The sequence below is a fragment of the Flavobacterium glycogeni genome, from assembly GCF_048286775.1.
Taxonomy (GTDB): Bacteria; Bacteroidota; Bacteroidia; order Flavobacteriales; family Flavobacteriaceae; genus Flavobacterium.
Map to the genome: position 1 here is coordinate 210,560 of NZ_JBLVPV010000002.1, position 20,968 is coordinate 231,527.

General features: G+C 34.2%; 15 protein-coding genes and 3 tRNA genes. 16 read left to right on the forward strand and 2 right to left on the reverse strand.

Going from position 1 to position 20,968, the window contains the following annotated elements:
• Positions 1 to 793 precede the first annotated feature (793 nt).
• The 5 genes from ACNQGX_RS02450 (at position 794) to ACNQGX_RS02470 (ending at position 10,194) form a co-directional block, all read left to right on the forward strand.
• Entirely contained in the window at positions 794 to 3,964 is a 3,171-nt protein-coding gene (locus tag ACNQGX_RS02450) for a SusC/RagA family TonB-linked outer membrane protein (RefSeq protein ID WP_417973713.1), read from the forward strand.
• Positions 3,965 to 3,978: 14 nt separating this feature from the next.
• Entirely contained in the window at positions 3,979 to 5,442 is a 1,464-nt protein-coding gene (locus ACNQGX_RS02455; RefSeq protein ID WP_417973715.1) for a SusD/RagB family nutrient-binding outer membrane lipoprotein, read from the forward strand.
• 646 nt (positions 5,443 to 6,088) lie between these two features.
• Positions 6,089 to 8,044: a putative porin gene (locus ACNQGX_RS02460; protein WP_417973717.1), complete on the forward strand. Its 1,956-nt coding sequence runs from the start codon at positions 6,089 to 6,091 to the stop codon at positions 8,042 to 8,044.
• Positions 8,045 to 8,250: 206 nt separating this feature from the next.
• Positions 8,251 to 9,612, forward strand: coding sequence for a pyridoxal-phosphate dependent enzyme (locus ACNQGX_RS02465; protein WP_417973719.1), 1,362 nt, complete (start codon positions 8,251 to 8,253; stop codon positions 9,610 to 9,612).
• 99 nt (positions 9,613 to 9,711) lie between these two features.
• The gene (locus tag ACNQGX_RS02470) at positions 9,712 to 10,194 is read left to right on the forward strand and encodes a 3'-5' exonuclease (protein ID WP_417973721.1); all 483 of its coding nucleotides are present in this window, start codon (positions 9,712 to 9,714) and stop codon (positions 10,192 to 10,194) included.
• Positions 10,195 to 10,273: 79 nt separating this feature from the next.
• Here ACNQGX_RS02470 and ACNQGX_RS02475 read toward each other — a convergent pair whose 3' ends face one another.
• Complete coding sequence (locus tag ACNQGX_RS02475) at positions 10,274 to 11,950, reverse strand: GLPGLI family protein (RefSeq protein WP_417973723.1); 1,677 nt, start codon at positions 11,948 to 11,950, stop codon at positions 10,274 to 10,276.
• Between the two features lie 131 nt (positions 11,951 to 12,081).
• Here ACNQGX_RS02475 and ACNQGX_RS02480 point away from each other — a divergent pair, with 131 nt between their 5' ends.
• Both ACNQGX_RS02480 and ACNQGX_RS02485 read left to right on the forward strand, forming a co-directional pair.
• On the forward strand, positions 12,082 to 13,353 hold the full coding sequence (locus ACNQGX_RS02480) for a DUF2851 family protein (protein ID WP_417973725.1): 1,272 nt from the start codon (positions 12,082 to 12,084) through the stop codon (positions 13,351 to 13,353).
• A 63-nt stretch (positions 13,354 to 13,416) separates the two neighbouring features.
• Complete coding sequence (locus ACNQGX_RS02485) at positions 13,417 to 13,644, forward strand: PspC domain-containing protein (protein WP_131916712.1); 228 nt, start codon at positions 13,417 to 13,419, stop codon at positions 13,642 to 13,644.
• 75 nt (positions 13,645 to 13,719) lie between these two features.
• On the opposite strand, the gene ACNQGX_RS02490 is transcribed toward ACNQGX_RS02485, so the two are convergent.
• A complete protein-coding gene (locus ACNQGX_RS02490) occupies positions 13,720 to 15,171 on the reverse strand; it encodes an amino acid permease (protein WP_131916711.1) in 1,452 nt (483 codons plus the stop codon).
• 281 nt (positions 15,172 to 15,452) lie between these two features.
• On the opposite strand from ACNQGX_RS02490, the gene ACNQGX_RS02495 reads away from it, so the two are divergent.
• From ACNQGX_RS02495 to tuf, 9 genes are all read left to right on the forward strand, one after another.
• The gene (locus ACNQGX_RS02495) at positions 15,453 to 16,337 is read left to right on the forward strand and encodes a ComEA family DNA-binding protein (protein ID WP_417973727.1); all 885 of its coding nucleotides are present in this window, start codon (positions 15,453 to 15,455) and stop codon (positions 16,335 to 16,337) included.
• A 54-nt stretch (positions 16,338 to 16,391) separates the two neighbouring features.
• Complete coding sequence (locus ACNQGX_RS02500) at positions 16,392 to 17,561, forward strand: acyl-CoA dehydrogenase family protein (protein ID WP_131916709.1); 1,170 nt, start codon at positions 16,392 to 16,394, stop codon at positions 17,559 to 17,561.
• A gap of 179 nt (positions 17,562 to 17,740) precedes the next feature.
• The gene (gene rpsU, locus ACNQGX_RS02505) at positions 17,741 to 17,935 is read left to right on the forward strand and encodes a 30S ribosomal protein S21 (protein ID WP_035670421.1); all 195 of its coding nucleotides are present in this window, start codon (positions 17,741 to 17,743) and stop codon (positions 17,933 to 17,935) included.
• Positions 17,936 to 18,004: 69 nt separating this feature from the next.
• Complete coding sequence (locus ACNQGX_RS02510) at positions 18,005 to 18,901, forward strand: tyrosine-type recombinase/integrase (RefSeq protein ID WP_417973730.1); 897 nt, start codon at positions 18,005 to 18,007, stop codon at positions 18,899 to 18,901.
• Between the two features lie 35 nt (positions 18,902 to 18,936).
• On the forward strand, positions 18,937 to 19,239 hold the full coding sequence (gene hpf / locus ACNQGX_RS02515) for a ribosome hibernation-promoting factor, HPF/YfiA family (protein WP_131916707.1): 303 nt from the start codon (positions 18,937 to 18,939) through the stop codon (positions 19,237 to 19,239).
• A gap of 92 nt (positions 19,240 to 19,331) precedes the next feature.
• A tRNA-Thr gene (locus tag ACNQGX_RS02520) sits at positions 19,332 to 19,405 on the forward strand.
• Positions 19,406 to 19,437: 32 nt separating this feature from the next.
• Positions 19,438 to 19,518 (forward strand) — tRNA-Tyr (locus ACNQGX_RS02525).
• Positions 19,519 to 19,618: 100 nt separating this feature from the next.
• A tRNA-Thr gene (locus tag ACNQGX_RS02530) sits at positions 19,619 to 19,690 on the forward strand.
• 54 nt (positions 19,691 to 19,744) lie between these two features.
• Complete coding sequence (gene tuf / locus ACNQGX_RS02535; protein WP_131916706.1) at positions 19,745 to 20,932, forward strand: elongation factor Tu; 1,188 nt, start codon at positions 19,745 to 19,747, stop codon at positions 20,930 to 20,932.
• Positions 20,933 to 20,968 lie beyond the last annotated feature (36 nt).

The following is a 20,968-nucleotide window of genomic DNA, read 5'->3' on the forward strand; positions in this document are numbered from 1 at the left end:
GGGTATCTTTCATAACCTGATGGCTCGATATGCAAAATAATAACCTTTGTTTTGTTTTCAATTGCATATTGAAAATTCTTTATCAATGCGATTCATATACTCATCCCGATAGGTTTTAGTCGATACCGAAGCTGTAATACTCATATATTTTGAATCTCCCTTTATGATACTGGCATTCGGAATCGAATTTAGGATTTCAATTTCGGTAGCAGTAAATATCTTTCCATCTCGGTTTTTAATTCAGCCTTTAGAAATTAACGGACTGTTTTTTTTTGCAATAAATAGATTCTAGTCTAGGGTTTAGTTTTAGAATACTTTCCTGCATCGCTTTTCTAGATGTATCCTAGGATATTAATTTCATCAATTGTTAAAGGCTCAAGAAGGGTTACTGCAAATGAAATAGCTGCTGTTCTATAATTAGGTCTTAATTTTTCTCTGACTTTTCTGACAATTGTTTTACTTTCATTTAATATGTCATTTTGAAAATCAAATGGAAGTATTACAGCAGCAGCTTCGACAGATCCGGCAAGGCGGCCACGTTTCGTTTTGTTAGTTCCTGTTTCTAAATTTGGTGTTAAAAAAAAGATTTGTTAATATTAAATTAACTTTGACAAAAGAATAATTTTAGACATAAATATTTGTGTATTATTGTGTGTAATGTTTAAATTATATAGGAATGTTCTTTCTTTAGGCAAAAATGTTAATAAAAATAAAATATATTTTTTGTTATTAATGTTGTTTTTTAAGTTTTTTTTAAGATTTTTGCGGAATAACTAATTCAAACTAATTTAATATGAGATTAAAATTCAAATGGATTTTTACGCTATTGTTAGCGTTATCTATGCAGTTTTCTTTCGCACAAGAGAAAACCGTTACTGGTGTTGTTACGGATGCCACTGGACCAGTTCCGGGGGCGAATATTGTGGTTAAAGGCACAAAAAACAGTACTCAAACTGGTTTTGACGGAAGATATTCTATCAAAGCTAAAGCTGGTGATGTTTTAGTGTTTTCTTTTATAGGGATGAAAGAGATTACAGCAAATGTTGGAGCTTCATCGACAGTTAACATTAAAATGGCGCAAGCGGATAATACCTTAGAAGAGGTTGTAGTGACATCATTTGGAATAAAAAGAGATAAAAAATCTCTGGGTTATTCTACACCAAAAATCCAAGCAAAAGAACTTACTGCCGCAAAAGCTACAAACGTAACCAATCAACTTGTAGGTAAGGTTGCTGGTGTACGCGTAACCGGATCAGGAGGAGCTTTTACGGGTTCTAGTATAATAATAAGAGGGCTTACTACTTTTACTGGAAGTAACCAACCTTTGTTTGTTGTGGATGGGGTGCCTATTGACAATAGTGGTGGAAATACTCCATTACAAAGAGGAGCATCGCGATCAAATCGTGCTATCGATATTAATCCTGAGGACATCGAAAGCGTAACTGTTTTAAAAGATGCTGCTTCAACAGTTCTTTATGGATCTAGAGGTGCATCTGGTGTTATTTTAATTACTACTAAAAAAGGTAAAAAAGGAGAGAAATCATCAATTACTTTTGACTCAAGTTACAATATAGGAAATGTAAATCGTTTACCGGATTATCAAAATGAATATGCGCAAGGTTTAAACGGTACGTTAACACCTGCTCAAATTGGTTCTGCTTTAGTGCCTAATAGATCAAATTCCACAGGCCTTATGGTATCAACTTCATGGGGGCCTAAGATTATGGGTCAAACAATTACAAACGCGTATGGTCAACCTGAAGTATTGCAAGCTTATAAAAATAATGTTAAAGATATTTTTAAAACTTCTTATAACGCTCAAAATAACTTAAGTTTTACTGGAGGTTCTGAAAAGTCTAGTTTTAGACTTGCGCTTGGTAATACAAAAGAAACGTATGTTATAGACAATAACAATTTATCTCGAACTAACATAACTTTTTCAGGAAACACTCAAATGTCCGAAAAGTTGAACGTAGGAGCCAATATTACTTATACAAATACAAGTTCACAAAGAACTTTACAAGGGAACAACCTGTCTAACCCACTTTTTAGAGGATATTTCACTCCAAGATCTTACAATTTAAGTGGTTTGCCATTTGAAAATGCTACAGGTCAACAGTTGTATGCTGGTGGTGAGGACAACCCGTATTGGACTATTAAAAACAACCTGTACAATGATAAGGTAAATAGAATATTGGCTAATTTTAACGGTAAGTACGATTTTACTTCATGGTTGAATGCTGACTTTAGAATCGGTACAGATTTTTATAATGTGAACAGTGCTGGTTTTGACCAGATTGGAAACAGAGGTCAGGGTTTTGTAGTAGGTTCAACAAATATTGGTGGTTTAGTTGAGAATGCTTTAAACGTTCATAACTTAAACCAATATTTTACATTGAACGCTAGTAAAAAGTTTAATAATTTTACAGTGTCTGGATCATTTGGAAATGAGTTTAATAATAACTACAGCTCCGCTTCTCAGGTTACAGGTCTTAATTTAGTAGTGCCTGGTTTTGCTAATTTATCTAATGCTACGACGTTTGCTCCTTCTTCTGCTAAGGAAAATACAAAACTATTTGGAGTTTTTGCAGATGTGTCTTTGGAATATAAGAATTTTTTATCCGTAAATGTTAAGGCAAGAAATGACTGGTCCTCTACGTTAGCTCCAGAGAACAATTCTATTTTCTATCCGGCAGTGTCTGGAAGTTTTGTATTAACAGAAGCGTTTCCCGGTATTAAACTTGATGGTAAAATCAATTTAATAAAGTTTAGAGCAAGTGCAGGTGAAGTAGGAAAAGGTGCTCCTGCTTATGCAACTAGTACTTACTTCAATCAAGCTCTTGCTAGTGATGGTTTTGGTCCACAAATTATTTTTCCTTTTAATGGAAATGCTGGGTTTAGTCAATCTGATTTAGCGGGTAATGCAGCACTTACGCCAGAGTTTACGAAGGAGGTTGCTTTTGGAACTGAAATGGCATTTTTTAATAATCGATTAAATATTGATGCTACCTATTACGAACGTAAAACTCGTAGTGTAATTTTACAAGTACCTGTATCAGCGGCTTCAGGAGTTACAAACGCTTATAGGAATGCAGGAAAGCTTTCTACAAAAGGGGTGGAAATTGCAGTATCAGGGACACCAATCAAAACCCAAAATTTTTCATGGGATTTAGGAGCAAATTATACTCAGTATGTATCTACGGTTGATGAATTGGCTCCAGGGGTAACTAACATATTCTTAGGTGGTTTTACAACTCCTAATATTCGCTTAGTTGCGGGAGATGAATACGGTCAAATTTATGGATCTAAATATCAACGTAACGCTGCTGGGCAAATGTTAATTAATCCTGCAACCGGTTTGCCATTGCAAACGCTGGATGTGCAAAAAATAGGGAATCCAAATCCTGATTTCACAATGGGTATAACTAATACTTTTACTTACAAAAACTTTAGTTTGTTCGTTTTACTTGATATTCGTGAAGGTGGAGATCAGTATTCAAGGAATATAGCTGACGTACAAAGAAACGGTGTGGCGGTAGAGACAGCTGAATTTCCAAGATTTGCAGCCGATAATGTTACTCCTAATACTCCATATCTTTATGAAGGTGTTTATGCCTCAGGACCAAATGCAGGTCAGCCAAACACTATAAACGTAAATGCTCAATCTTATTATGGTAATCAAGGAAAGTATATTGCTGCAGAAGGATTTATATATGACACTTCATGGTTTAGAGTTAGAGAAATGTCCTTTTCGTACAAACTATCCTCTAGTTTATTAACTAATACTGGAATTAAGGGATTTGAGGTTGGAGTTTTTGGAAGGAATTTATTCTTGCACGCACCTAATTACCCACATTTTGACCCAGAACAAAATGCGTTAGGGGTTAGTAATGCACAAGGTTTAGAGTTTAATTCTTTACCAAATACAAGAACAATTGGTTTTAATCTTAAAGTAGTACTTTAGTAATAATTTTAAATATGAAAAACATAAAAAATAAAATAGTATCGGTACTATTCTTAGTTGCTTTCGTAGTGACTGGATGTGAATTTGGTGATACCAACGATGATCCAAGCAGTATAAAAGCTGCTCCAATTAATCAGCAGTTAACATCTCTGACTGTGAACGTTGGTTTTTTAGCTGGTAGCGATTTAAATCGCTATTCTTCTTTGATCATGCAGCAGTATTCAGGACAAACTGTTGGTGCAACAACCCAGACTCAATTTTTCGAACAGTTTCAAATTGTTGGTACAGATTTAAACAATGTATGGTCTAGTATTTATGCTACTGTCTTAAATGATGCAGAGAATGTAATAGTTGGTGCAACCGCTACTAATAGTCCGCACTATTCAGGTGTCGCCAAAATTTTAAAGGCCTATACTTATCAACTTGCTGTAGATACTTGGGGTAGTATTCCTTACTCGGAAACCCAAAAGTTAGCTGCCAATGTTAAGCCTAAGTATGATTCTGACGAACTTATTTATACAGAATTAATAAAATTATTAGACGAAGGTATCGCTGAGGTCAATGCGCCAACATCTGCGATTTCACCAGGGACTAACAGTACAATTTATCCGGGGGCTTTTTCAGCTGTTAGAAACAACTGGGTTAGATTTGCAAATACATTAAAACTGAGAATATTTCTACATTATAGTGAAAAGGATGCTGCTTTTGCAAAATCTAGAATGGATGCATTGATTAATTCTGGAGCGCCTTTAATGACCGGTAACTTAGATAGCTTTCAGATGAATTTCGTTGATGCTGCTAATGCTAGAAACCCAATTGACCAATTTGAAAATCTTAGACTTGGTAATTTAGTGGTTAATGCAAAAATTGTGAATTTGATGAATGCTAAAACAGATCCTAGAAGACAATTTTATTTTACGCAATTGCCCGCAGGTTCTGGTTTATATGTTGGAGCAGTTTCTGGAGCGCCGGCAGGGCCAGGTAACTATTCTAAATTTCACACTTATTTAAGAGGAGCAATTACCGGTGCAGTATATAGTGGAGCAGCGCCTATTAGAATGTTAACATTTGCAGAGTATAACTTTATTAGAGCTGAGGCGGCTTTGAGATTCGCATCTCCTGGTAGCGCGCAAACATTTTTCCAAGCAGGTATAAGGGCTTCTATGGAAAGTGCAGGTGTAGCGTCAGCAGATATTACTGCTTATTTAGCAGCAAATGGTACATTAACTGGTACTACTGTACAACAGTTAGAACAAATAATAAACGAAAAATACATTGCTAATTACGGTGTTGTTGTAGAACCATGGACTGATTTTAGAAGAACGGGGTATCCTACTTTAACTTTACCGGCTAATGCAGTTATACCATTTTTTCCTAGATCACTATTGTACCCTCAATCAGAGATTGATTTAAATCCTGAAAATGCAACGCAGAAATCTGGTATGAATGTCAAAGTTTTTTGGGATACCAGACCATAAAAAGGGTATTATTTTTTTAGTTCCAAAAATATGCAGGATTAAAAAAAGAGTAAACAACAATTATTAAATTAGGCTGTCTCAAATTTAAATTTGAGACGGCCTTTTTGTTTTAGATGATTTTCATTTGTTTTTTAATGAATTTTAAATACCATTCAATTCTAAGAGAGTTGATTTTGAAAAATAGGTAAAACGAGTCTTTTTAGCCCACTTTTTTTAAATATTTTCTGTGACTGCCAATAAACTACCTTTTAATGCTATTGTTTACATGAAGCGTCGGAATCCTTTTTTTGTAAAAAGTTGTTCTACTATGTGGTGAAACTGTTTTCGTTGTTCTATATTTTCTTCACTGTTCAGGAGTCGATGGACTTTAAGTTTTTATGGACTATATCACAATTAGAATTAGATTCTAATCCAACGCTAAGATCACAACAAAATCCGGGGTATTAAATTTATCAACAATGTTGTCATTAAATAAGGTAAAATAACATTTTAGATGTTAATCTTTGTAAATGTGTCTTCTTGTTATGATTATTCAAACAGCTGTAATAATTTTTTCTTATAGCTGTTTTTTTATTTATAGGCTTTTATCATCTATCTTTGCCTGATTACTTTTGTAAAATAATTACCTAATCATATATCCTCCCAAATGAGAATTCTCTTTTTTTTATTTTTTTTAGCATTCCCAACGCTATTGTTTTCTCAAGAAAAAGCGAATAAAAATTTAGATTTTAATAGTAAGTACAATAGCTCAGATTCTATTAAAAAGAAAAATGAAAAAATTGCTACCATTGATATGTATCGTTTTATCACGATCGATAACGATACCACTTACATTGATACTTCGCTAACCATTCAAAAAGAATACAGTCACAACTATTTGCGAAAAGATATTTTCGGACTTTTACCTTTTGCAAATGATGGACAAACGTACAATACGTTACAGTATAGTTTAACCGATTTTTCTCCGTATCCGGAATTTGGTTTTAAAGCAAAACATTTCAATTTTTTAGAGGCTAACCAAATACGATACAGCTCTGTTGCTACTCCTGTAACCGAATTGTATTTTAAAACCACCGTAAGAAAAGGACAGTCCGTAGATGCTTTTATAACCTTGAATACTTCTGAAAACCTTAATTTTTCTATTGCATACAAAGGGTTGCGTTCAGAGGGTGAATATATAAATCAATTATCCAGTACCGGTAATTTTAGGTTTACCACTAGCTATAATACCAGGAATAAGCGCTATTTTGCAAAAGCACATTATACTTTTCAAGATATTTTGAATGAGGAAAATGGAGGGATAACGACTATTGGTGATTTCGAAAGTGAAGATCCAAACTATAATAATCGTCAAAGATTTGAAGTTTATTTTTCGGATGCTAAATCATTTCTTAAAGGAAAAAGAGTGTTTTTGGATCATAATTTTAGAATAAATTCAAAAAAGGGAGATAATAACCTGTATTTGACCCATCAGTTCAATTATGAAAATAAATTTTTCGAATACAACCAGGCTACAGTTCCATCCATCGTTGGTACTGAGACAGTATATCGTTTTGGAGATTCATTCCTGGACAGCGGAATAAATGATCAAACCCGTTATAACAAAATGTACAATAAAGTGGGACTGGTTTATGAGAATACCACTTTAGGAAAATTTCAATTTTTTGCGGATGATTTTAGATCGAATTATCACTACAATCAGATATTAATTTTTGATGATATAACCATTCCTAGCTCATTCAGCCAGGAAATTAATAGTGTAGGTGGTCAATATGAATACCGACAAAATAAATGGAATGGTAAATTTTTATACTCAAGAGCTGTAACGGCACAATCGTTATCAAATCTGGATGCTAAATTAGAATATGATCTTAATGATGAAGCACAATTCTCATTTCGATATCAAAATATAAACAAACTGCCAAATAATAATTATAATTTGCATCAGAGTAGCTATGTGCAATACAACTGGTCAAATGATTTTAAGAACGAAAAAATAAATTCAATTAGCGCTAATGCGATTACGCCTTGGGTTGATGCGGAACTACAATTTTCAGTTTTAAAAGATCATTTGTACTTTGCTGATGTTTCAACAGATACACAAATAGTAGATAAAACACAAATAATTAATCCTGCACAATATGGGAAGACCATAAATTATTTATCGGTTAAAGCGAGCAAAGAATTCAAATTCGGAAATTTTGCTTTAGACAACACCATTCTATATCAAAAAGTGGATCAGCAAGATGCAATTTTAAATGTTCCGGAAATTGTCACAAGAAATACGTTTTATTATTCCAATTATTTATTCAAACGTGCTTTGTTTTTGCAAACAGGAATTGTGCTGAATTATTTTACGAGTTATTACGCAAGCGATTACAATCCGGTTATTGGAGAGTTTTTTGTCCAAAACGAAAAACAAATTGGAAACCATCCAAACTTTGATTTTTTTATAAACGCAAAAATCCAAAGAACTCGAATTTATTTCAAAGCAGAGCATTTCAACTCTTCTCTTACGGGTAATAATTTCTATGCCTCACCAAATAACCCATCACGTGATTTCACGATTCGATTCGGATTAATTTGGAACTTCTTTAATTAATTTGCGACAAATAGTATAGCTTTTCAATGCTCTTTTCTTGGGCGTTTTATCGTGCTATCCGCTATATCTTTACTTGCTTAAAGGAAGCAAGTAAAGGATGCCGCTTTTATCACGAACGCAAAATAGTGTAAACAAGAATATTTTATAACAAAATACTATCTTTGCATCAGAATTACAACAAATCACAATCTAAAATTTATAATAAAATGCGCTACGCAGAAAATATATTAGGCACAATAGGCAATACACCATTAGTAAAACTGAATAAAGTAGTTGCCGGTATTGACGCTTTGGTATTGGCCAAAGTAGAAACTTTCAATCCGGGCAATTCCGTAAAGGATAGAATGGCCGTAAAAATGATTGAAGATGCCGAAGCTGACGGAAGGTTAAAACCCGGAGGAACAATTATTGAAGGAACTTCAGGGAATACAGGAATGGGATTGGCATTAGTAGCCATTATAAAAGGATACAAGCTGATTTGTGTGATTTCAGATAAACAGTCCAAAGAAAAGATGGACATCCTTCGTGCAGTAGGCGCAAAAGTAGTAGTTTGTCCGACTGATGTAGAGCCTACAGATCCACGTTCGTATTATTCAGTTTCCAAAAGATTAGCGGAGGAAACGCCTAATTCCTGGTATGTGAATCAATATGATAATCCATCAAATGCGATTGCACATTACGAGCAAACGGGTCCGGAAATTTGGGAGCAAACGGGGGGCAAAATTACACATTTTGTTTCTGGTGTTGGGACTGGAGGAACAATTTCAGGCGTTGGAAAATATTTGAAAGAGAAAAATCCAAACATCAAAATCTGGGGAATTGACACCTATGGTTCTGTATTTAAAAAATACCATGAAACAGGTGTTTTCGATGAAAATGAAATCTATTCCTACATCACAGAAGGAATCGGTGAAGACATATTGCCAAAAAATGTTGATTTCTCTTTAATAGACGGATTCACAAAAGTAACTGATAAAGACGCCGCCGTTTATACCCGTAAAATAGCACTTGAAGAAGGAATATTTGTTGGGAATTCAGCAGGTGCAGCCGTAAAAGGATTGTTGCAGCTCAAGGAACATTTCAAGCCAGAAGATGTTGTTGTGGTATTATTTCACGATTCTGGAAGTCGTTATGTAGGTAAAATGTACAATGACGATTGGATGCGCGAACGCGGTTTTCTGGACGAAGAAATCACAAAAGCAGAAGACGTTATCAAAGACCATATCGATAAACCATTGATTGTAGTTCGTACGGAAGAATTAGTTTCACACGCTATCGAAAGAATGCGTAAATATAAAATTTCTCAAATTCCGGTGATTGATGTTACAGGTTTTGTAGGTTCTGTTGATGAAAGTGATTTATTCCAAAGTTATGTACATGACAAAAATTCAGCAGAAAGACCTATTAGAGAAATCATGGGAAAACCGTATCCGATTGTGAAATTAGGCACGCCAATAGAAAAAGTTTCCAAATTATTTACCAAAGAAAATGAAGCCGTTTTGGTTGATTTAGGAAATGGGAGACACCACATTATTACCAAATATGATATTATTGGGTCTATAAAGTAAGATTTTATAATTCAAAATATTAAAATTTTTATAGCCATGAATTTGACGAGTTTATTTCGTTAAATTTGTGGCTTTTTAGATTTATAACAAACATACAATATGACCTTCACCGCCATAGATTTTGAAACCGCAACTGCATTCCATCCGTGTTCTGTGGGAATTGTTACCGTAGAAAATGGAATAATTGTAGATGAGTTTGTTAGTTTAATCAAGCCTCCAAATAATGTATATTCTCCCTTTACCATTCAAGTACATGGGATATATCCGCGAGATACGGTGCATGCAAAATCATTTGTACAAGTGTATCCTGAAATACAAAAACGCCTTCAAAATAGAGTAATTGTAGCTCATAACGAAAGCTTTGACAGAAATGTTCTGGCCAAATCAATGGCGCTTTATGGTTTGGATTATGCCGATTTGAATATCGCTTCTCGTTGGGAATGCACCGTAAAAATATATAAAGCCAAAGGATTGAAACCAGCAAAATTAAGCGACTGTTGTCGAGAAATGAAAATTCAGCTAAACCATCACGAAGCATTATCAGATGCTCGGGCTTGTGCCAAATTGTATTTACTGAGATAATTTACCTGTTTCGAATTACTCTTAAATAGTACTCTTATTCTCTCAATCTCTTTGTTTTTTAAAGTGCGAATTCCATTGTTTATTCTCCTATCAAACAACCTGAAACATTCCAAGAACTAAAGCTGGATCCTTCTGATTTGCCTTGAGGGATTTTAATTTGTATCGTGTGTTTTCCGGCCGAAAGATTTCCTAAATCAATATAAACTGGATTAGTTACTGTTCCAGGGCACCAGTTGGAACGACTTAAATCAGAGGAGGATAATCCGTCGCTGAAATTTCCAGATGCTGGATTGCTCAATCGGTAGGAACCGCAATCCGTTCGCCAGGGCGTAAACGCAAAAACTTCTTTTTTATCAACGAGTATGGTGTTTTTCTTTGCTACAAATTCATCTCCATTTTCCCAGCCGCCGTGACCAGTGGCAATGTATCGTAACTTGAAATTCTTGAACCCTTCCGGAACATCAAAAGTTACTTCCAATCCTTTCTCGTTACTAAACATAGTTGCATATTGTTGACCCGCCATTTCCATAACATTATTGGTGTTGAAAATAGGCAGCAACCACGTATTCTGAGGTTTGCTTTCTTCTTCTGGATGTATAGAAATATTTAGGCTGGCTTTGTGTCCGCCGTTGTCGTAGTTCCCAATATTCATCCCAATCCAAACTTCTTTATTGCTCAAGGCAGGAAGCATTTCTGAAATATCCTGACGGTAATAAACGCTGTCTTGCCACACTTTATTCTTCAATTGAAGCGTATTGAATTGCTTTACGCCAAAAGGGGTGAAAAAGCGCATCAATTCTAAAAGTGGAGCGTAATTTTCTGTTCGAATCACACCTTGATATTTTTCGCCATTTCCATTTTCGTAAACAGGCAATACTTTTACTCCATTTTTCAAGCCATCAAGAAACGAAATGTTTTTGTCAGTAGGAATTAAAAATACGGAACCGGTTCTGTCGTAAGCGTCTCCGTTTGATTGTTCCGTTACATCGACAAAAATTCGATTTCCTTTTTTGATTCCTGGAATTTTTACTTTTTTGAGAATTATGGTTCCGTTGGCAAATCGCAAGATGCTGTCATTTGATCGGGATGCCTCCGAAAAGTTGATGATTTCTTTCTCAAAAATAGCAATATTGGTAAATCGGCTTTTCCAGATTAAATCCTTGTACGTTAATTGGTCAACTATTTTAGGGAATGGATTTGGCAATGTCAAGAGAGTTGGAATAGTTTTTAATAGTTCTATTTTGCTGGCTGTAACTTTAGAATTTCCATTGCGAACCATTTCAAGAACCAAACCTAAATTTTGTCCCAAGACACTCGGTGCCCCTTTTAAATTTAATTCATTAGTATACCATAATTCAATAGAGTTGGAGTTAATGGTGGTTTTTGCTTTTTTACAGGTGTAACCGAGTATTTTTTTGGTTTCATCACTAAATTCAAACTTTTGTTTTCCTAAGGCTAAGCTATCAATGGTTAGAATCGAATTTCCATTTTTAAATTGTGCAAATTGTGAAATGGATTTTGAGTTAAAATCCACAAAAGTTTGTTCAATAGGGAAATCGGCTTTTTTTAGTATTATTTTTTCAGAAGTGATCAAATTTGTTTTCTCGGAAGTAAAAACCAAAATGGGGTCTTGGTTCTCAATAAGGGTACCGTTTGAACTTTTGACATAAGTTATTTTTATTGATTTGATATTTTTTTGAGCCAGAGTTGAAAAGACAAAACAAAAAACAAAGAATAAAATGAAGTGGTTTTTCATAGTAGTGGAGTTAGGAAGACAAATATAAAAAATTTAGGAGGATTGTCTGAGGATATTTTTTTAGATTATCTCGATGTGTTTCGGTGTAATAATTTTCATTACTTTAGTATCTTATCTTGAAATTTAAAAAAATGAAAGAAGATTTCCTCCATTACCTCTGGAAGTTCAAGAAGTTTGATACTTTGAATTTAAAAACGGTCCACAATGAGGAAATCACAATTGTCAATGTAGGTCAATATCTTGAATTGGCAGGTCCTGATTTTTTTAATGCTCAGATCGTTATCGGTGCTCAAAAATGGGCTGGCAACGTTGAAATTCACCTTAAATCTTCGGATTGGTACGTACATCATCACGAAAAAGATAAAGGGTATGAAAATGTAATTTTGCACGTGGTTTGGGAACATGATATAGCGGTTTTTAGAAGTGACAATTCTGAAGTTCCAGTTTTAGAATTAAAAAAATACGTTGAAAAAGCGACTGTAGAAAACTACCAGTCTTTAATGGCCCCAAAATCATGGATTTTTTGCGAAAAACAGTTGAAAGAAGTTGATGTATTTACATTGCGGAACTGGCAAGAGCGTTTGTTTTTTGAACGGTTGGAAAGAAAATCGCAACCTATATTTGATTTATTGGAACAAACCAATCAAGATTGGGAAGGAGTTTTGTTCTGTTTGTTGGCTAAAAATTTTGGTTTAAACACAAACGGAGAAATCTTTTATAAAATCGCGCAATCTATTCCTTTTTCAATAATTAGAAAGGAAAGTTTTGAAGTCGAAAATCTGGAAGCTTTGATTTTTGGAGCTGCTGGATTATTGGATTCTGAAAAAGAAGATAACTATTTCAAGGATTTAAAATTTAGGTATTTCTATTTGTTGCATAAGTATCAAATAGAGAAAATTTGTATAGAACCGGTACAGTTTTTCAAGCATCGCCCCGATAATTTCCCAACGATAAGGCTTTCGCAGCTAGCTAATTTATACCACAGTCAGCAGAACTTATTCTCCAAAATAAGTAGCTTGAATTCATTAAAAAGCAGTTACGAATTATTTCAAATTACAGCTTCTGAGTATTGGCAAAACCATTATCAATTTGATAAAGAAAGTCCGAAAAAAAAGAAAACGCTCTCTAAATCTTTCATTGATTTAATTGTAGTAAACACCATAATTCCGATTCAATTTGCTTTTGCAAAAAGTCAAGGAAAAGAAATTTCGGAGGATTTAATCCGTTTGTTAAATGAAGTTGCTGCAGAGAAAAATGGCATCATAGAAAAATTCACTTCTTTTGGAATACAGTCAAAAAGTGCTTTTGAAACACAATCTTTGTTGCAACTCAAGAATGAGTATTGTAATAAAAGTAAGTGTTTAGAATGTGTTATAGGCATGGAGTTGCTTAAAAATAATTAGTGAATTAGAAAATGAGTCAATAGGATAATTTTGTAATTTTGCTCATAACTCATAACTCATAAGATGTCAGTAATAATTAAGCTTAAGTTTTTTTTTGAAAAACACGGTTTCCATGTTTCTTCTCGTTTAGCTGATACTTTAGGAATGCGTGCCAGCAGTGTACGATTGTTTTTTATCTATTTGTCTTTTGTTACTGTAGGATTGTGGTTTGCGGTTTATCTCACATTGGCTTTTTGGATTCGTTTGAAGGATTTAATTCGGGCCAAACGCACCTCGGTTTTTGATTTGTAAATAGCTATAAATGAAAAAAAGGGATTATAAAGTATTTAAACTTTATAATCCCTTTTTTTCATTTATGATGAAATTTTATTTATCTGGATTGTTTAATTTACTATTTTTCTTTCCATAGACAAAATAGATAACAACACCTAATGCCATCCATACTACAAGTCTTGCCCAGCTTTCATTTGGCAATGAATACATCAAGGCTAAACAGATCAGAATTCCTGCAATTGGTACAAAAGGCACTAAAGGCGTGCGGAAAGATCTTGGTGCATCTGGCATTTTTTTACGCATTACCAAAACTCCGATACATACTAAAACAAATGCTAATAATGTTCCAATACTTACCATATGACCTAAATCACTTACGGGTACAAAACCTGCAAAAAGACTCACGAATACCATGAAGAAAAGATTTGTTTTCCATGGTGTTCTGAATTTTGCGTGAATATCACTAAAGAAAGAAGGCAATAAACCATCTTTACTCATCGTGTAGAAAACACGACTTTGTCCCATTAGCATCACAAGCATTACCGAAGTATAACCTGCTAAAATAGCTACGATTAACCCAGTTTGTAAAAATGTATATCCAGTTCTTGCAAATGCTGTTGCTGCTGGTTTAGCATCGCCTGCAAATTCATTATAAGGAACAAGTCCAGTCATTACGTGTGCAAACAATACGTATAATATGGTACAAATAACCAATGATCCTAAAATACCAATTGGCATCCCTTTTTGTGGGTTTTTTGCTTCTTGAGCTGCTGTAGAAACAGCGTCAAAACCAATAAAAGCGAAGAATACAGTTCCTGCTCCAGCTGCGATTCCTGACCATCCAAATTCTCCAAATACTCCTGTGTTTTCAGGGATGTATGGTGTGTAGTTTGCCGTGTCAATAAAGCTCCAGCCTAAAACAATAAACATAATAACTACTATTACTTTTACAACAACTAGAAAGTTGTTTATAGATGCAGATTCTTTAGTTCCTCTTATCAGTAATAAAGATAGCATCGAAACGATAAAAATAGCAGGAAGATTTATGATTCCGCCTTCTATAATTGTTCCGTCGCTTAATTTTAATGTTTCCCAGGGAGAACATATTAAATCGTGGGGAAGATGTATTCCGTATTTGTTTAATAATTCGAGTAAATAGCGAGACCAACTTACACCTACTGTAGCGGCTCCTAATGCGTATTCAAGAACTAAATCCCAACCGATAATCCAAGCCATAAATTCTCCCATAGTGGCATAAGAGTACGTATAAGCACTACCTGCTACGGGGATCATTGATGCGAACTCAGCGTAGCAAAGTCCTGCAAAAGCACATCCTACGGCGGCTAAAATAAATGAAAGTGTAACTGCTGGACCGGCATGCTCTGCAGCAGCAATACCTGTTAATGAGAATAATCCTGCTCCAATAATTGCTCCAACTCCAAGTGCTACTAATGAACGTGAAGACAAAGTCCTTTTTAATCCTTTTTCGGATTCTGATGCTTCATTTAGCAGTACCGACAGTGGTTTAGTTTTCCAAATTGACATGGGTTATATGGTTTTGTTTGTTATTAAGCTCCAAATGTATAGTTTTTTATAAAAAATAAAAATAATAATTGAAATTTAAGTTCTAAAAAATTAATTTAATTGTTTTTATTAGGGTTTAATCTATGGAAAAACTTTTTTGGAGTGTGTCTAATAGATATGTTGCTTTGTTTTTGACATAATTTTTGCTTCTTTCGAATGTTTTTCTTTAGAAAGGGATACATCTTGATTTTAATTTATAATTTTAGGATTCTTATGTAAATTTACTAACCCCGAATTGTCAAATGAGTTTTAAAACGATTCACACTTATTTTAAGTTCACACGAGATCAGCGTACGGGTGTGTTTTTGTTATTTGCAATCATTATTGTTTTGCAGTTCATTTATTTTTTTGTTGACTTTAATGCAGTGATAAAAGAATATCCTGATAAACAAAAATGGCTTTCCCTTCAATCTGAAATTGATTCCATGAAAACGGAATCCGAAAAAGAGTTGCCAAAAGTGTATCTTTTTAATCCCAATTTTATAACCGATTATAAAGGATATAAGTTAGGAATGTCAGTAGAGGAAATTGACCGCTTGTTCGCTTTTAGAAAGGAAAATAAGTATGTTAATTCCTCTAAAGAGTTTCAAGACGTGACTAAAGTTTCGGATTCGTTGTTAAATGTAATAGCGCCCTATTTTAAATTTCCTGATTGGGTAAATAATAAGAAACAAGATAAAGAATTTAAAAAATATCCAAATCAGGCTTTCGCCAAAAAAGAAAAAATTGTTTTAATCGATATCAATCAGGCAACCAAGGAGGATTTGATAAAAATTTACGGAATAGGCGAGGCAATTTCTTTGCGAATTTTAAAACAAAAAGAAAGTTTAGGCGGATTTGTTTCCATGGAACAAATGAAAGATGTTTGGGGATTATCGCCCGAAGTGATTGAGAATTTGAATACTCATTTTAAAGTTTCAGTACTTCCGAATTTTAAGAAAATAGATATTAATAATGCTTCTTTAAAAGAGCTTTCCCAGTTTTATTATTTCAGATATGCTTTGGCAAAAGAAATTGTGACTTATAGAAGCATGCGGGGAAATATTAATAATGTTGAGGATTTAACAAAAATTAAGGGATTTCCTGTTGATAAAGCAAATATAATTGGCTTATATTTGGACTTTTAATTTGAAGGACACCTTCAATTTATTAAAAATTAATAAAAAAAATTAATTAATTTTATGAATTCAATATATTTTACAGAAGAACATCAATTATTTAGAGCAAGTTTACAAGATTTTTTACAAAAAGAAGTTGTACCTCATATTGAAAAATGGGAGAAAACTGGTACAATTGAGCGTTTTATATGGAAAAAATTTGGAGAAATGGGCTTTTTCGGAATACGATATCCTGAGGCTTATGGCGGATTGAATTTAGATTTATTTTACACAGTTATTTTTTTAGAAGAACTTCAAAAAATAAAATCATCCGGTTTTGCAGCTGCTATGTGGGCGCATTCTTATTTAGCAATGACACATTTAAATGCGGAAGGCGATGAGCGAATTAAACAAGAATATTTGGTGCCGAGTATTTCTGGTGATAAAATAGGAGCTTTGTGTATTACAGAGCCTTTTGGTGGAAGTGATGTTGCAGGTATGCGTACTACAGCTATAAAAAAAGGAGATAAATATATTATTAATGGTTCTAAAACATTCATAACTAACGGTATTTATGGCGATTATTATGTAGTTGCTGCGAAAACAAGTCCAGAACTTGGAAACAAAGGAATAAGTATGTTTTTGATGGATAGTAACCTTAAAGGAATTTCCACTACAAAACTTGATAAATTAGGTTGGAGAGCTTCAGATACAGCAGAGATTGCATTTGATAATGTAGAAATTCCTGTAGAAAATTTAATGGGTGAAGAAGGGAAAGGATTTCCTTATATTATGCAACATTTTGCCTTAGAGCGTTTGATTATGGCTATAAATGCTCATGCAAGAGCTGAATATGCAATTGAGTATACAATCGAATACATGTCACAACGAGAAGCATTTGGAAAAACAATAGATAAGTTTCAGGCGTTAAGACATACATTAGTAGAGCACGCAACAGATGTTGAGCATTGCAAAGTGTTTAATTATGCTGCCGTAGCCCGATTAGACAAAGGAGAATATGTGGTTAAGGAGGCTACTATGGCCAAATTAAAATCTACAAAAGTGGCTGATGAAACAATTTATAGTTGCTTGCAAATGTTGGGAGGTTATGGCTACATGGAAGATTATCCATTAGCACGTTTATTTAGAGATAGTCGTTTGGGGCCAATAGGAGGTGGAACTTCAGAAATCCTTAAGGAGATTTTATCAAAAATGATAATTGACAAACAAAATTATGAGCCAGCTGTGAAATAATAACTTTTTAGAATATAGAGAATAGAATATAGAGCCAAGAAACAAGTAGTGTGACTTGGCTTTTTTTATTCTTTGTTCTTGTCTTGTTTTAATTCTTTTAAAATAATTCATAATTTATAACTTATAACTCGTAATTAATACATACTTTTGCACACTTAAAGAAAGGGGGTGTCTATATTATGTTAATTATACCAATTAAAGACGGAGAAAATATCGATAGAGCGTTAAAACGTTACAAAAGAAAATTTGATAAAACAGGAACTGTTCGTCAACTAAGAGCACGTACTGCTTTTATTAAGCCTTCAGTAACGAATAGAATCAAAATTCAAAAAGCGGCTTATATCCAAAATATGAGAGATAACTTAGAGAGTTAGTCAATATCTATTAAATAAATTACCGTTAGTCATTAAAAGTTTTATAACTTTGATGCTAACGGTTTTTTTATGGCTACTAATAAAGATGCATTTCGGGATTATCTTCAGTTGGAAAAAAAATACTCTCCACATACCGTAACTGCGTATTGCAATGATGTTACTTCTTTTGAATTATTCAATACCATTCATTTCGATCAAGAGGATGTAGAGCAGGTCAATTACAGTCAAATTAGAACTTGGATTGTGTCGCTTGTGGATGACGGTATGTCAAATACATCGGTTAATAGAAAAATTGCATCCTTAAAAGCATTTTATAAATTTCTATTAAAAACAAAACAAATAGAAGTGAGTCCGTTGTTAAAACACAAAGCGTTAAAGGTTCCGAAAATAGTGCAGATTCCTTTTTCTGAAAAGGAAGTTGTGGATGTCTTGGATGTAATGCGAAGTGCTGTAGGTTTTCAGGAAATTAGAGATAAACTGATAATCGATTTGTTATATACTACAGGAATGCGAAGAGCGGAATTGATTGGTTTAAAAATAAATAATATTAATTTATCCGGCAGCACAATAAAAGTATTAGGAAAACGTAATAAAGAACGAATCCTTCCTGTTTTGCCAGTGATAAAAGAGCAGTTCTCGTTGTACTTGGAAGAGCGAGAAGGGTTGTTGTCTATTATAGATAGCGATTATTTGTTTCTCACAAAAAAAGGGTTAAAATTAAATGATTCCTTTGTGTATCGATTAATAAATTCTTACTTTAGTACTGTCTCTGAAAAAGTAAAAAAGAGCCCCCATATATTGAGACATACTTTTGCAACGCATTTGTTAAATAATGGAGCGGATTTAAATTCAGTCAAGGAATTATTAGGTCATTCTAGTCTGGCGTCGACGCAAATATATACGCACAGTAGTTTGTCAGAACTGAAAAGTGTGTATAAAGAGGCGCATCCACGGGGTCAGAAGTAATTTTGAGAAATGTTTAACTATTAAAAAAAATGATTATGAAGGTAAGTGTTCATGCAGTTAACTTTACTGTTGACAAAAAGCTAGTAGATTTTGTTCAAGATAGAATGGACAAGTTGGAAAAGTACTACGACAAAGTAGTATCGGCGGATGTTTTTTTGAAAGTTGAAAAGACAAGTGATAAAGAAAATAAAATTGCCGAGGTGAAAATTAATGTCCCAGGTGATGATTTTTTGGTAAAAAAGCAGTGTAAAACTTTTGAAGAAGCGGTTGAGCTTTCGGCAGAATCCTTACAAAGAATGTTGGTTAAAAGGAAAGAAAAAATAAGTTCGCACATTTAATATGAATTTTTTTTTAAAAAATGTTTTGATTGAGAGATAAAATCTATACATTTGCAGTCCGTTAGAAATAGCGGACTTTTTTTATTGATATTGCCAGCGTAGCTCAGTTGGCTAGAGCAGCTGATTTGTAATCAGCAGGTCGTGGGTTCGAGTCCCTCCGCCGGCTCAAAAGGCATAAAATTTATATAAAAAAAGTTGGGGGAGATACTCAAGCGGCCAACGAGGGCAGACTGTAAATCTGCTGTGTGAACTTCGCAGGTTCGAATCCTGCTCTCCCCACAAGGATGAATTTTAGATTGTGAATTTCAGATTGTAGATTTGAAAAGTCTAAAATTAGAAGTCTATCCTGATGGTTATCGGGATTAAAATCAAGGATTCTGCCGACTTAGCTCAGAGGTAGAGTGCTTCCTTGGTAAGGAAGAGGTCACGGGTTCAATTCCCGTAGTTGGCTCAAGTTAGTAAGAAATTGAAATAAATATATAAACTAGATTAAAAATTAAGTAAAATGGCAAAAGAAACCTTTAACCGTAACAAGCCCCACTTAAACATTGGTACAATTGGGCACGTGGATCACGGAAAAACTACATTAACTGCAGCAATCACAAAAGTGTTATCTGATGCAGGTTACTGTCAAGCAAAATCATTTGATCAAATTGATAATGCTCCTGAAGAAAAAGAAAGAGGTATTACAATTAATACATCTCACGTTGAGTACGAAACTGCTAACCGTCATTACGCACACGTTGACTGTCCAGGTCACGCGGATTACGTAAAAAACATGGTTACTGGTGCTGCTCAAATGGACGGTGCTATCCTTGTTGTAGCTGCTACAGACGGACCAATGCCACAAACTCGTGAGCATATCCTTTTAGGTCGCCAAGTAGGTATTCCTAGAATGGTTGTATTCATGAATAAAGTGGATATGGTTGATGATGAGGAATTATTGGAGCTTGTTGAAATGGAAATTAGAGACTTATTGTCTTTCTATGAATATGATGGAGACAATTGTCCAGTTATTCAAGGGTCTGCTCTTGGAGGATTGAATAATGATCCAGCTTGGGTACCAAAAATCATTGAATTAATGGAAGCTTGTGATACATGGATTGAAGAACCAATTCGTGATACGGCAAAACCATTCTTGATGCCAGTTGAAGATGTGTTTACAATTACTGGTCGTGGAACTGTTGCTACAGGTCGTATCGAAACTGGTATTGCTAATACAGGAGATGCTGTTGAAATCATTGGTATGGGAGCTGAAAAATTAACTTCTACTATTACAGGAGTTGAGATGTTCCGTAAAATCCTTGATAGAGGTGAAGCAGGAGATAACGTAGGTTTATTGTTGCGTGGTGTTGATAAAGAATCTATCAAAAGAGGAATGGTTATCATTAAGCCAGGTTCAGTTAAGCCACACGCTACTTTCAAAGCAGAGGTTTATATCTTGAAAAAAGAAGAAGGTGGTCGTCACACACCATTCCATAATAACTACCGTCCACAGTTTTACGTACGTACAACTGACGTAACAGGGGTTATTACTTTACCAGAAGGTGTAGAGATGGTAATGCCAGGAGACAACTTAACTATCAATGTTGCTTTGTTAAGCCCAATCGCAATGAGCGTTGGTTTACGTTTCGCTATCCGTGAAGGTGGTAGAACAGTAGGTGCTGGACAGGTAACTGAAATTGTAGGATAATCTACTAAAATAAATTCAAAAAATAGTGTCGTTTAA

Excerpts from the sequence above, each read along its gene's own strand:
- rpsU (WP_035670421.1), top strand. The coding sequence starts at position 17,741 with ATGTTAATTATACCAATTAAAGACGGAGAAAATATCGATAGAGCGTTA.
- ACNQGX_RS02490 (WP_131916711.1), bottom strand. The coding sequence starts at position 15,171 with ATGTCAATTTGGAAAACTAAACCACTGTCGGTACTGCTAAATGAAGCA.
- hpf (WP_131916707.1), top strand. The coding sequence starts at position 18,937 with ATGAAGGTAAGTGTTCATGCAGTTAACTTTACTGTTGACAAAAAGCTA.
- ACNQGX_RS02450 (WP_417973713.1), top strand. The coding sequence starts at position 794 with ATGAGATTAAAATTCAAATGGATTTTTACGCTATTGTTAGCGTTATCT.
- ACNQGX_RS02485 (WP_131916712.1), top strand. The coding sequence starts at position 13,417 with ATGTCAGTAATAATTAAGCTTAAGTTTTTTTTTGAAAAACACGGTTTC.
- ACNQGX_RS02480 (WP_417973725.1), top strand. The coding sequence starts at position 12,082 with ATGAAAGAAGATTTCCTCCATTACCTCTGGAAGTTCAAGAAGTTTGAT.
- ACNQGX_RS02500 (WP_131916709.1), top strand. The coding sequence starts at position 16,392 with ATGAATTCAATATATTTTACAGAAGAACATCAATTATTTAGAGCAAGT.
- ACNQGX_RS02495 (WP_417973727.1), top strand. The coding sequence starts at position 15,453 with ATGAGTTTTAAAACGATTCACACTTATTTTAAGTTCACACGAGATCAG.
- ACNQGX_RS02465 (WP_417973719.1), top strand. The coding sequence starts at position 8,251 with ATGCGCTACGCAGAAAATATATTAGGCACAATAGGCAATACACCATTA.
- ACNQGX_RS02460 (WP_417973717.1), top strand. The coding sequence starts at position 6,089 with ATGAGAATTCTCTTTTTTTTATTTTTTTTAGCATTCCCAACGCTATTG.
- ACNQGX_RS02475 (WP_417973723.1), bottom strand. The coding sequence starts at position 11,950 with ATGAAAAACCACTTCATTTTATTCTTTGTTTTTTGTTTTGTCTTTTCA.
- ACNQGX_RS02455 (WP_417973715.1), top strand. The coding sequence starts at position 3,979 with ATGAAAAACATAAAAAATAAAATAGTATCGGTACTATTCTTAGTTGCT.
- ACNQGX_RS02470 (WP_417973721.1), top strand. The coding sequence starts at position 9,712 with ATGACCTTCACCGCCATAGATTTTGAAACCGCAACTGCATTCCATCCG.
- tuf (WP_131916706.1), top strand. The coding sequence starts at position 19,745 with ATGGCAAAAGAAACCTTTAACCGTAACAAGCCCCACTTAAACATTGGT.
- ACNQGX_RS02510 (WP_417973730.1), top strand. The coding sequence starts at position 18,005 with ATGGCTACTAATAAAGATGCATTTCGGGATTATCTTCAGTTGGAAAAA.